This window comes from Anabaena sp. CS-542/02 (assembly GCF_028331085.1).
Classification (GTDB): Bacteria; Cyanobacteriota; Cyanobacteriia; order Cyanobacteriales; family Nostocaceae; genus Anabaenopsis; species Anabaenopsis arnoldii.
In genome coordinates, this window is sequence record NZ_JAQMTM010000163.1 from 1 (window position 1) to 12,792 (window position 12,792).

At 42.1% G+C, this 12,792-nt stretch carries 10 protein-coding genes and 1 pseudogene; 3 read left to right on the plus strand and 8 right to left on the minus strand.

What is annotated here, in order from left to right:
- Window positions 1–139 precede the first annotated feature (139 nt).
- Window positions 140–432, minus strand: a pseudogene (locus PN447_RS16985) (site-2 protease family protein); the annotation flags it as partial.
- Between the two features lie 100 nt (window positions 433–532).
- On the opposite strand from PN447_RS16985, the gene PN447_RS18765 reads away from it, so the two are divergent.
- Entirely contained in the window at window positions 533–682 is a 150-nt protein-coding gene (locus tag PN447_RS18765) for a hypothetical protein (protein ID WP_442867111.1), read from the plus strand.
- Between the two features lie 79 nt (window positions 683–761).
- Here the strand turns inward: PN447_RS18765 and PN447_RS16990 are convergent, their stop codons facing one another.
- The 4 genes from PN447_RS16990 to PN447_RS17005 all read right to left on the minus strand — a co-directional run bounded on the left by PN447_RS16990 (window position 762) and on the right by PN447_RS17005 (window position 6,960).
- Window positions 762–2,246, minus strand: a complete 1,485-nt coding sequence (locus PN447_RS16990; protein ID WP_271764186.1) for a S8 family peptidase — start codon at window positions 2,244–2,246, stop codon at window positions 762–764.
- 405 nt (window positions 2,247–2,651) lie between these two features.
- Window positions 2,652–5,306, minus strand: coding sequence for a peptidase domain-containing ABC transporter (locus PN447_RS16995; RefSeq protein ID WP_271764187.1), 2,655 nt, complete (start codon window positions 5,304–5,306; stop codon window positions 2,652–2,654).
- Window positions 5,255–6,013, minus strand: coding sequence for a peptidylprolyl isomerase (locus PN447_RS17000; RefSeq protein ID WP_271764188.1), 759 nt, complete (start codon window positions 6,011–6,013; stop codon window positions 5,255–5,257). The genes PN447_RS16995 and PN447_RS17000 overlap by 52 nt, the downstream gene beginning before the upstream one ends.
- A 167-nt stretch (window positions 6,014–6,180) precedes the next feature.
- Window positions 6,181–6,960 (minus strand): TIGR00297 family protein, encoded by a 780-nt coding sequence (locus tag PN447_RS17005; RefSeq protein WP_271764190.1) that lies wholly within the window; start codon window positions 6,958–6,960, stop codon window positions 6,181–6,183.
- Window positions 6,961–7,400: 440 nt separating this feature from the next.
- On the opposite strand from PN447_RS17005, the gene PN447_RS17010 reads away from it, so the two are divergent.
- Window positions 7,401–7,832, plus strand: a complete 432-nt coding sequence (locus PN447_RS17010; RefSeq protein WP_271764195.1) for a VOC family protein — start codon at window positions 7,401–7,403, stop codon at window positions 7,830–7,832.
- Here PN447_RS17010 and PN447_RS17015 read toward each other — a convergent pair.
- Complete coding sequence (locus PN447_RS17015; protein WP_271764191.1) at window positions 7,762–8,430, minus strand: lipase family alpha/beta hydrolase; 669 nt, start codon at window positions 8,428–8,430, stop codon at window positions 7,762–7,764. The genes PN447_RS17010 and PN447_RS17015 overlap by 71 nt on opposite strands.
- Window positions 8,431–8,672: 242 nt before the next feature.
- Between PN447_RS17015 and PN447_RS17020 the strand changes: the two genes are divergently transcribed.
- The gene (locus tag PN447_RS17020) at window positions 8,673–9,107 is read left to right on the plus strand and encodes a hypothetical protein (protein ID WP_271764192.1); all 435 of its coding nucleotides are present in this window, start codon (window positions 8,673–8,675) and stop codon (window positions 9,105–9,107) included.
- Window positions 9,108–9,153: 46 nt separating this feature from the next.
- On the opposite strand, the gene PN447_RS17025 is transcribed toward PN447_RS17020, so the two are convergent.
- Both PN447_RS17025 and sir read right to left on the minus strand, forming a co-directional pair.
- Window positions 9,154–9,858: a 16S rRNA (uracil(1498)-N(3))-methyltransferase gene (locus PN447_RS17025; protein WP_271764193.1), complete on the minus strand. Its 705-nt coding sequence runs from the start codon at window positions 9,856–9,858 to the stop codon at window positions 9,154–9,156.
- Between the two features lie 90 nt (window positions 9,859–9,948).
- The gene (sir, locus tag PN447_RS17030) at window positions 9,949–11,865 is read right to left on the minus strand and encodes a sulfite reductase, ferredoxin dependent (RefSeq protein ID WP_271764194.1); all 1,917 of its coding nucleotides are present in this window, start codon (window positions 11,863–11,865) and stop codon (window positions 9,949–9,951) included.
- Window positions 11,866–12,792: the final 927 nt, after the last annotated feature.

The window sequence follows — 12,792 nt, forward strand, 5'->3', positions numbered from 1 at the left end:
CTGAATCCCATCGTTGTAATGTCTTGACTGACACCCCAATTTTCTTTGCAAACTCATGAGGTTTAAACATAAATACACTTATAGGTTTGTAGATAAGTGTATAGGTTTGTCTATTTAATTGTCAACTAGGCTACTACTCTCGCACAATATCTTCCCGGTCAATGATCCTGCTACTGTATCAGCTGGCGAAAGCACAGTAGTTCGCGGTAACTGCTGATTTTCTAGCTGGTTAATTGTCTGAGCTAAAGAAGTGGATTCAGCCACGGTGGGTATTTCTGTTAAGGGATGAACTATACTCCCTAGGGTTCGGTTTTCCCACTCACTTCTTTCTACTAGACGTAAGTCATCAATACTAACCATACCCCGATAACGCCCATCAGCCACACCAAAGTAGATATTGGGGGCGTTACTATCCAACAGGTAAGCATCAGCTGGAAATGGAAATCAAGACATTACAACTGGTGATGGTAGTGACCGTATTACCACAGCAACTGGTAATAGTCGGATCTTAACTACTGGTGGTAATAACACTATCAGGACTGGTAATGGGAATCAAAACATTGAAACTGGTAGCGGTAAGGATAGCATCAATACAGGTAATGGCGATGATATTATTACTACCCTGGGACGCAATAAAACCATCAGGACTGGTCGGGGTAAGAAGACCGTAATTTATTTATAACCTTGTAAAGGATAAAACTTTGTGGGGTGGGTATCTTACCCGCCCTTGTCTCCCTGACTGAAATGTGCTGTAATTCCTGCTATCGGCGAATAATGGGTAGAAATCTGCGGAAAATATCTATGCCTCGCCGTAATTGATTGAAAACTTTGCGGATTTTGGTAAGATCTACCTTATTTTGATCAATATCATCGGCATTGAAAATATTATCATTTATGCCGCTAAATCCGGCGATCGCACTATAGTAATACCGTAATTCCGCTAGTTTCCCTGGATTTATCCGGCTGACAAAGGAAGAAATTGCAGATGGGTTAGAAGTTGGTGTATTTTCACTGATAAAATCTGTTACTTTTATTTCCAGATTTATAGCAGTAGCTAATATCATATTGCCGCCATGTCTGCCATAGTCTGTTGAAACTACAGGGGTGATGTTCCACCTGTTAGCATCTGGTATTGGTGTACTATTTCCAGCGGTTTCTATAATTATTTCTCGGATTTCGGCATTAGTTAAGTTAGAATTAGCACTGAGCATTAAGGCAACTACACCAGCAACGTGAGGAGCGGCCATGGATGTACCGCTATATGTACCATACTCATTACCAGGAAGCGAGGAATAAATACCCACTCCTGGAGCCGTTACATAGGGAAAAGAATTCAGCCCTGCTCTGTTAGAGAAGTTAGCCATCTGACTGTTCCTGTCAACTGCTCCCACAGCCAATCCCCAGTTGCTGGCATAGCGAGCGGGATAGCCGGGAAATGGGTAACTATTATTACCCGCTGCCATTACAACCACAACACCTTGACTACTGGCATATTGAATTGCAGTTTCCAATGTGCTGTTAGGGAAATTACTACCGAGACTGAGATTAATTATATCAGCACCATTATTCACAGCATAGTAAATAGCATCGGCAACGGTATTACTGCTCCCTGATCCTTGTTCATTGAGAACTTTAATCGGCATGATTTTAGCATCATAGGCAATACCAGTTACCCCAAAGCCATTATTGGCTCCAGCAATGGTTCCAGCCACATGAGTACCATGACCATTAACATCAATAGCACTGTTGGTATTGTCAACAAAATTCCAACCTTGGGCATCATCAATATAGCCATTATTATCATCATCGATGCCATTACCTGGAATTTCATTAGGATTAGTCCAAATCTTATCCTTCAAATCTGGGTGATTATAGTCAACGCCGGTATCTAACACAGCAACAACCACACCATTACCTGTGTAGCCCTGCGCCCAGGCGGCTGGTGCTCTGACTAAATCTGCTCCCCAATTATTACCACCCACAGGAGGAACATCAGCAAAGGTATTTTGACCAGCAGCTCTTGCTACTGCAGCGGCCGCGTTAATCAAGCCATAGCCAGAATTAAAATTATAGTTAGTGGTCTGGAGGGAAGTTGTATTAATATTATCGGGTGAATTAAAACTACTCCGACCCCTGAGGCTCAAGCTATAATCATTGTGGATTTGAAAAGTGTCTAGGGAGGAGATAGGGGTGGAATTTAGCCCGTGATGAGGAAACAAAGTCTGACTAATATCGTCAATGGGCATATATATTTTCTCCTCAATGAAACAGAATATTTTTTGACAGCACTTGTTAAAACCTGTTTCCAAGGTTTTAAAAGGTGAGTTTACCTCCCTTAATCACAATTAATATGAAATGAAATTGCAAAATGACTCTTTTTTGACCAAAAAGTATAATTAAAACTATAGTTTTTCGTGTCGTTTAGGTTGGTGTCAGCTATGGAGTTTGATCTTGTGTAAAAACCCAACCCTTCCCATTCCCTATTCCCTGTTCCCTGTTCCCTGTTCCCTAAGATAAAAATTACCTGTTGAAAACTTATCAAACAACCTCTTAGGTAAAAAAAAGGTGGGCTTTCCTGCCCACCCCGCAAGATTTATGATCGTCATAGCGAGGGGTTCCCTGTGACCCCATCACCCAAGACACAAAAAAGATTAAATATTTGCTTGCTGACGTTGGTATAGTGACCAGTACAAACCTTTTTGTTGTAGCAAATCTAAGTGAGTACCTCGTTCTGCAATTACGCCTTTTTCCAAGACTAAAATCAAATCGGCACGTTTTAGGGGTGCGAAACGGTGAGCAATGAGGAATACAGTGCGGTTACTAGAAACTTTTTGTAAGTTTTGCAAAACTTGCTGTTCAGTTTCACTGTCTAAAGCGCTAGTAGCTTCATCTAAAACTAAAATTGGTGCTGAGGATAGAAAGAGTCTAGCCAGGGCTATGCGTTGTCTTTGTCCCCCAGATAAAGCCGTCCCTCTTTCTCCGACGTTGGTTTCATAGCCATAAGGTAATTGGCTAATAAAATCATGGGCGACAGCTAGCCTTGCAGCTTCTACTACTTCCTCGGCGGTAATATCGGGGTTACCAAGAGTAATATTTTCTAAGATGGAGCCATTAAATAAAAAGTCTTCTTGGAGAACTACGCTAATTTGTTGCCGTAGAGAGGCTAAATCAGCACTCTTAATATCAAATCCATCAATTAAAATCCGTCCCGATTCAATTTGATAGAGGCGCTGTAATAGCTTAGAAAGGGTACTTTTACCCGAACCACTGCGGCCGACAATTCCCACAAATTGCCCTGGTTCTACGTCGAAGGAGATACCTTTGAGGACAGGTTCAATGTGTGGTTGGTAACGGAAAAATATTTGCTCGAAGGTAACTTGACCTTTGATGGGTGGTAAAACTAAGCCTGTTCCTGATTCTGCTTCTGGGGCGATGTTGAGAATATCACCAATGCGGTCTACAGAGAGTAACACTTGTTGCAGATTTTGCCATAATTGCACTAGACGTAATAGTGGTCCGGTGACTCTTCCTGAGAGCATTTGAAAGGCGACAAGTTGCCCAATGGTGAGATTTTGCTCAATGACTAGTTTGGCACCAAACCAGAGAATGAGTAAAGATGAAAAGTTGGTGAGAAAATTACCGATATTACTGCTAATATTAGAGGTAGTAGAAGCTTTAAATCCTGTACGCACAAACCGTGCAAATAATCCTTCCCAGCGATCGCGTGCTGCAGGTTCGGCTGCATGGGCTTTGACAGAGTGAATCCCTGTAACCGTCTCGACTAAAAATGATTGACTGTCCGCACAGCGATTAAAAGTTTCATTGAGCCAATTGCGCAGAATTGGTGTAGAGACAATTGTCAAAGCTGCAAATAAGGGCAATACCGCCAGGGCTACAAAGGTAAGCTGGATATTGTAATAAAACATCAAAACTAGGTAAACTACAGCAAAGAAACTGTCTAAAATCACAGTTAATGCTGTACCTGTGAGAAATTGGCGGATTTGTTCTAGTTCCTGAACCCTGGCTATGGTATCTCCCACGCGACGTGACTCAAAATAAGCTAAAGGCAAACGCATGAGATGGCGGAATAGTTGAGCCGACAGGCTTAAATCTAAACGGCGGGCGGTATGAGTAAAGATAAATAGCCGCAGAATACCCAATATAGATTCAAAGATCGCGATTAACAACAGCGCGATCGCCATGACATCAAGAGTGGGCAAACTTTGCTGCACCATTACTTTGTCAATGACAACTTGGGTAATCAGTGGAGTTCCCAACCCTAGCAGCTGCAAAGTAAAAGATGCCACTAATACTTCCGCGAGGAGTTTCCGGTACTTCCAAACCGCCGGGGTAAACCAACCCAAATTAAATTTTTCTTGAGTAGATATAAGTTCAACTTGCCAGAGTCTACCATCCCATGCAGCCTCAACCACCGACTGGGGTAAACTTTCACAAGCATAATCCTGACTGAGGGGATTAGCAATAATCAGGTTAGATCCTTTCATGCCATAGGTTACTACCCAAGAAGCTGGCCGGGATGAATCCAGTTGCCATTGTAGCATGGCTGGAAATGATAACTGCCGCAAGTCAGCCCAGGTAACTTGTAACCTTCGCACCATTAACCCCAACTTCTCACCCCCCTCCACCACATTCTTCGGGCGCTGTCCCCTGAGTTGGCGTTGCACCCATTCTAATTTCACCGGATGTTCTAAGTATTGCGCCACCATTGTTAAGCAAGCAGCAGCGGTGTTCGCACTATTTACAAAGGGATAAGCAGAGGTGACAACGGTTGGGGATGGGTTGAGTCCCGGTGTCAGGTCTGGTACTCCTAAGTTGCTCTGGTGAATATCACCTGTGTCCTTCCCACCAGTTCGCCAAAAATCTTCAATTTCAGGACGAGAAAACTCTATCCACAGTTTCGTACTCCAACATACTACTACTACTTCTTTGCTAGCAGCTACAGCTTTGCAGTCTACAGACACCTGATACAAACTCCCAAACCAATCACCAGCTTGTAGAGAGGCTAAAGGGTTACCTTCTTCTTGTTCTCGTAAGCGGACTTTACCAGTCAAAATCAAAAACTGATAACTACCTGCTGCGGTTGACCAGATTTTTTCCCCAAAACGATATTGACGGATTTGGGCTTGATTTTGGAGTTGGGATTGTTCTTCAGAAGTCAACCAGCGCAGGGGTGGTTGATACCAAGGTATAGAAGCTAGGGCGTTTACTTTTAAACGTTGATTATCCAGAGATTTTAGCTCATTTGTAGTTTGACCGTCAGCTTTTGAATTTTCTCCACTAGCCATTTCTCAAATAGTTCATTTTGTAGTGATTTTTGAAGTTGGATATCTTCTAAAGACGCTGGCAAAAATTGTTCCACTCGAAATAAGCCATAACGTCCTTCGACTTCTATTGGTCCGACAACTTGTCCAGGAGTAGCTATATCAAAAACTGCTCTTAATTGATCCGGTATTGTTCCTCGGCTTACTGGTCCCATCATTCCGTTGACCATGCGGTCTTCAGCGAGGGAATATTCTTTTGCTAGTTGCTCAAAACTACCTCCTTCTGCAATTTGGGTTTGTAGTTCTTCAGCTATTTCTAGATCCTCAACAATAATTCGGGAAACTATCACCCGATCCAGAAAAATTTTGCGTTCGATAAAATATTCTGAAATTTTCGGTTCTGTAATTAAAACTTTCAGCTTTTCTAATTTAAAGTTCAGGGCTATTGATTCGTAAAACGTAGCGTAGTCTGTGGCATTGTCCTTTAGCCATTCCTGAAATACTTTAGGGTCATTGAGTTGATTCTTGAGTCGGAAATCAATAATGGTCTGTTCTGTGGAAGCGGGACTAATGTGTATATCATCTCGCGATTGTATTTCTTGTTCAATAACATATTGGCGGAGAATGTCGCCAATAAAATGGGCTAATTTTCCAGAGGCTTGCAGATATTTTACCGCCTGATTTATAAAAATTGGCTGGTCATTAACTATCAAAAACGGTGAAGATTCCATGAAATAATCCTATAAAGAACAGATGAAGAAAGTAAATTCTTCAGAAGATAAAAATATATCTCAGCCACCTGAAAACTGATGATTATAAAATAATGGTAAAATTAACGCATAATATAATCAACTATGCGCCAATACTTGCGTGTTTTTTAAAGAATCAGGAGAAAAAATCAGGAAATAGTAATTTTCCAAATCAAGGCGAGTATGATAGCTGCGATCGCCCCAATTAATGTGTTAATAATATTTACTACTTCGTTGGTGAGCCAGTCATATTTAGATTGCAATGTCGCACCAATCACACTTTCTAAATTTGTAGCGATAAATGCAGCCAATATACACCAACACACTCCTAATAAATCCACTAAACCCACAGCCCAACCTACGGAGGCGATCGCAATAGAAGCTACCACACCGGCTATTGTTCCCTCTAAACTCACTGCTCCTTCTGTACCACGAGATACTGGTTGTAGTGTAGTAATCAAAAAAGTTCTCTTACCGTAGGCTTTACCAACTTCGCTAGCAGTAGTATCAGAAAGCTTAGTACTCAAACTAGCGACATAACCCAGTAATAGTAGAAACTCAAGGTTACTGGCTATGAGTAATCCGGAATTGATAATTCCCACCCCCAACGCACACAGAGCAGCAGTCAGAGCCGAACCCCAAACATTTTCAGGACCTCTAGCTCCAGAACGTTTCTCAGCTATTCCTTCTGCTTCTTTTTGTGCCATGCCAATACGTGTTACACTAGAACCAACCAAAAAATAGAACATTACCACGAGATATCCTGGCCAACCAAGAGTTACCCAAATGAGTACTCCCAGTAACCAAGCGTGAAATAATCCGGCTGGGGTAAGTAGCTTTTTAGGCAAAATCGAGGCTAAAGCTAATAGAACCGTGTTTAATCCTATGGCTACTAACCAGGGATTTGCAAAGTCAATAAAAGATAACATCAGCAATCAATCATGAGTACTTTGGCCAGAATATCAACAGAATAACCAATTTTAGAACTGGGATGTTGAGTTTCTGCCACTGTTTCACGCCAAAAATGCCTATCTTCTCTTCCTATTACACGTTAAGTACACAAAAAACAGGGAAAACTAGAAAAAACCCTCACCGACTTGTAAAGATGTGTTAATCGCTTTTCTACCCCACTTCACGCTAACATCTTCACTAAGATATAAGCTGAAATTATCTTAAACTGTATGTTTGACCACAAACCTGGTTTTAGGCGCTAAACGGCTTCACTTTGTATACACTATTAACGATTTATTATATATAGGACCCCTATTTGATTTCTGAACAATTTCTGTTCCCTGTTCCGGTGTTCCCTGTTCCCTTTCCTCACTGATAATTTCTCAACTCAAATAGGATGACTATATTTATAACAGCTATGCAGCCTACTTTATTTCATCTGGCTTTTCCCGTAACTGACATTGCCCAAACCAAAGCATATTATGTGGATGGACTTGGCTGCATGGCCGGCCGTGAAAATTCCCAAGCGCTAATTCTCAACCTCTACGGACATCAATTAGTAGCTCATGTCACCAAGGAAACTCTATCACCCCAACGGACTATCTACCCTAGACACTTCGGACTAATTTTTGTTCAGGAACATGACTGGGAAGAGTTGCTAGAAAAAGCACAGAAACAACAGCTTATTTTTCGCGAATCACCTAAACGTCGCTTTGTGGGTTCACCCTTGGAGCATTGCACTTTCTTTTTAGAAGATCCCTTTTACAACTTGATGGAATTTAAATATTACCGCCACCCAGAGGCGATTTTTGACAGTTCTCAGTATTCCGAAATTGGTGACCGGGGTTAATTGGTTCTGCCAATGCAGATACTACGGCTGCCAAACTCTTGGGATCTGTTAACATTGAGGGATGTAGTAGAACTTTGACTACTACTTCTTTTCCCACGGGCATTTGTGAACTATTTGCCGGAACAATCATTAAATCATAAGGTGTCCATATCGATGTAAAATTTATTTGCTCTAATATCTGGGCATCACCATTTAAATCTTGGATGAATTGACTATTAGAGCGCATTTGCAAGCAGCCTGGACGCTGGGAAGCATAGGCCATCAAAGTTCCGTTGTGAGGAGAGGAAATAGTAATTAACCTGTGCACGCGGTTAATTCCTCCTAGCCTTTGAACATAGTAACGGCTGATAATTCCTCCCATACTGAAACCTACTAAATCAATTGGTTGTTGTGGAGCAAAGGTATTAAGAATATAATCACTTACCTGCTGTGCCAAAATATCAAGACCAACGGCGGCATTATTGGGAACCAGATCCAGGGTATACACAGGCCAACCCAGTTGTGTGAGATAACTGGCCATGGTATTGAAAACTGCTCCGGTGTCTTCAATGCCATGTATTAATAACACGGAGTTACGCTGTAGGTTTTTGCTATTCATAGGAATATATGGGATGTGCTTAATTCAATGCCTTAATAGTGTCAATGTCTACTAGTAATCTATGCCACTTTTACCAGGGGTCTGCCAACAGGAAAATATTAATTTTAATTAAGCATCATTTCTAAATCTTGCACTTAGCTACGGTAAAATTGAATAATTAACTCTCAATGTCTACCAGTGGGAAGTGCTTCCACTAGAGAAATAAAACTATTTACAGATATATAAACACGGGGGAAATTCTCATGTTCGGTTTTATCAAAAAGTTAATCGCGGGTATTTTGGGTTTTATTACTGGGTTGTTACCTGGTAAAAAAGGGAGTGGCTACTACTTAGAGTTAGATGAGTCCGCAGATGATACAGCACCAGTAGCTACAGCTAAAGATCAACAAGTATCCCCATCACCTAAAGCTAATGGTACGGCTGCGGTGGTTTCAGCACCAGTAGATGCACCCACTCCTTCAAAAACCACTAAAGTAGAGCCGACAAAAAATAGCGGAGCTAATCAAGCCACACCCACCACAGTCTCAGTCTCTAATGGGACAAAAACACCAGCCACTGAAACTACTTTTGCGCCAAAATATCTTGTTCCTACTGGGTCTGGCTCTAGTCGCCGCCGTCCAGGGGCAAATATGAATTCTTACCTGGATATGGCACGACAAATGAAAACTTCTAACTAAGTTGGTTGACACTCCCCTGAGTGCGGTAATGGGGATTTTTTGCTAACTAGTGAAATGCTGCGGAAATTAAGGTTATTGCTACTATTGGGGCTGTAACTGCTCGCAAGATGCGGCGGCCAAGAGATACTGGTTGAAAGCCAGAGGCGATGGCTTGGCTGATTTCCGCTTCAGTCCATCCCCCTTCTGGGCCTGTGGCAATGGTAATTGTAGATGTGTCCGATTCAATCAGGTTATTTAAATGGGGATAATCACCACGTCCCTCACAAATATAACGGTGACTTCCCAGACTACCCGTAATAGTAGTAGTAAAAGGTACGGGTTCCAAAATTGTGGGGATAAAACAGCGTTCTGACTGTTCCGCCGCCTCTGTAGCAATGCGTCGCCAACGTTCCAGTTTTTGCGGGCTGGGATTTAGTAAGGTGCGATCGCTCAATACCGGAGCAATACAACTTACACCTAATTCTGTACAATACCTGACGATTTCATCAAATCCATTCCCCTTGGGCAAGGCTACCATAAGGGTAACGGTTACAGGTAATTCATTTTCTGCGCTTAATTGTTCTAATATCTGGGCTTGTTCTCCTTCTAATTGAGCTAACCACCATTTTCCTCGACCATCCATGGCAATGAAGCGATCGCCCCCACGTAAGCGTAACACCCTGCCTAAATAATGCTGTTGCTCTTTACCTAGGGTAATCACATTTGCTTGAATTTGAGAGGGAGCGATCGCGATTCTTTGTAGTTGAGCCATGCTAATTTAATCACTTACAGTCATCAAGCATAAAAAAACCTACCCTGTCGTTATTACGGAGAGAAGGTTCAAAATATTTATTGAATTGATTTACACCAGATTCTCAAAGTAAGCTTCTAAGGCTTCATTCACCAACTCAGTCATTGGCCTGTCTTGACTATTGGCTGCTGCTTTCAGCTTATTATATACCTCATCGCGGATACTAACTCGATGGCGGGACTTACTGCTACTAGTAGCTTCAGGTTTGTAAGTATCCGCAAACTCACGTAGAGCAGCAAAACCTAGACGATGGCAAAAATCGCCAAAGCTTTCGCCGTATTCCCGAAAATTCTTAAAGTAAACGAAAATCGGCTCTAAAAAGCTTTCTATATCATTATGATGTAGCTTTTCTACATAAGGCTGCGCTAATCTTGTCTGATTTGGGGAACCTCCCAGCCACACTTGGTAAGATTCAGGAGCGCTCCCCACAAAACCTAATTCTGCCATGTAGGGACGGGCGCAGCCGTTGGGGCAGCCTGTCATCCTTACCACAAAATGCTCTTTTTGTAAACCTAGTTTATCCAATAACTGGCGAATCCGCTCTAAAATGCCTGGTATTGCCCGTTCAGATTCGGTAATAGCCAAACCGCAGGTAGGCAAAGCCGGACAAGCCATAGCATAACGTACTAGGGGTTCAATGGTGTTGGGATCATCAACGATGCCGCAACGGTGTAGAAGCTCCTGAATGGCTGACTTATTTTCTGGCTCAATATCGTAAAAAATGATGTTGTGGTGGGGTGTCAAACGCATGGGTAAGTTAAATTGCTCCACAACTTGCCGCAAAGCAGTTTTGAGTTGAAAAGAACCCTCATCTTTAACTCGACCATTCTCTACGGAAATGCCTAAAAATAGCTTGCCATCACCTTGTTCATTCCAACCTAGGAAATCGTAATATTTAAACTCTGGTAAAGGTTGGAAGGCGGGGAGTGATTTACCGAAATACTCCTCAACTTGGGTACGGAAGTTATCTACACCCCACTCATGAATTAAGTACTTTAATCGCGCATGACGGCGCTCCGTGCGATCGCCATAATCCCTTTGAGTCGCAACAATGGCCTTAACTAAATCGTAAACATCATTTTTTTCCACATAGCAGATTTCATCTGCTACCCTGGCAAAGGTTTCTTCCTTATTGTGTGTCCTCCCAAAACCCCCACCAGCAAACACATTAAAACCCTCCAGTTCTCCCTCGTCATTAGTGATTACCACTAAGGTCAGGTCTTGGGAATATAAATCTACGGAATTATCACCAGGTACAGTCACCCCAACTTTGAATTTGCGCGGCATGTAGTGAGTGCCATAGATTGGCTCTTCGCTACCATGCATAATTGTACCGTTGCCATTGCGTTGTCGTGCGGCTTTAACTTCTTCGGTTTCTTCCCCACTAATGATTTTTTCGCCATCTAACCAAATTTCGTAGTATGCCCCCGTTTGAGGTGTCAACAAATCAGCGATATTATTGGCGTATTCCCAGGCATACTGGTACTCAGCGCGATTCTTGAAGGGTGCGGGTGGAGCCATGACATTACGGTTAAGGTCGCCGCAAGCGCCCAAGGTCGAACCCATATTTTTTACTATACTAGCGATCGCTGCCTTGAGATTCTTTTTTAAAATCCCATGTAACTGAAAGCCTTGACGTGTGGTTACTCGTAATGTGTGGTTCCCGTATTCATCAGATAAATTATCTAAAGCCAGATACAACTGCGGTGGTATAAACCCACCGGGATTTCTAGTCCGCAGCATAAACTGATAATCTTTCTCCTGTCCCTTGACCCGGTTATCGCGGTTATCCTGCTGATAGGAGCCATGAAACTTGAGCAGCTGTACTGCTTCTTCGGTAAAATGAGTTGTATCTTCAAGGATTTGTGTAGCTACGGGTTCGCGTAAAAAATTACTTCTTTCCTTGATACCTTCTACTTTGGAAGGCTGATCACGCTTGGCAATTGGGGCAGGAGCAGATTTAACCATCAGAGTTGTTCTATTATTCTCAATAAGGCATCGGTGGACGCCGAAGCATTTTTTCGGCTGATTGATGACCGGTAATCCGGTCGGCAATAGGAGGAATAATATAATTTTAACATGGCAGGGGCCTTTCAAGGTCTCTATCAAAATGGCGATCGCGGTTCACTTATTTAATCTCCTGCGTACTAAAAACTAATATTCCCTTAAGCTTAATTTCTCGTACCTTGTGGTATCGGCGAATTACATCCTTATCCGCAGAAACTTTAGAAGACAATTGTATCATTTCAGAATCACTAACCTCCGTAGCCTAGGGTCGTTGAGCGAAGTCGAAACGCCAATAGTATTAATTCAATTGATGTCCCCAGCGAGTGGGGACTTGTTATTCTCAGCAACGAACAGTTCGTTGTGTAAAGTTTCCATTCATAAGTACCGGGAAAACATTTATTTACATCTGATGCCAAATTAGATGTGGTATTATTGCTCTAATTTGAGTCAATTATGCCAATTATCCTGTATTTTGAGTAACTCTGAAATCATTTCACCCAAATAATGATGACATTTTAGAGGAACTTTTAAAGTTAAACCAAGAGCTACGAGACAAAGAAAAACAGAATCAAAAGGTAATTAGACCCCACCCAACTAATTAAAATATTGTCAACAAACACCTTTGCGAACCTTTGCGCGTACTTAGCGACCTTTGCGTTTAAACCCCGGACAAAAACACAAATCTATAACATAGTAATTAATCACACCACCTAGGGTATATCCACCAAAAATGACAGCAGCAACCCCCCAAAGCCTGAATGAATTTGTGAACTTTTGTCACCAACACATCAAAGGACAAGAAAAACAAGAAGCACAAACATTCTTAGACCGATTTTTTAGAGCTTTTGGACATGAAGGAGTCTTAGACGCGGGGGCGAAATTTGAAGA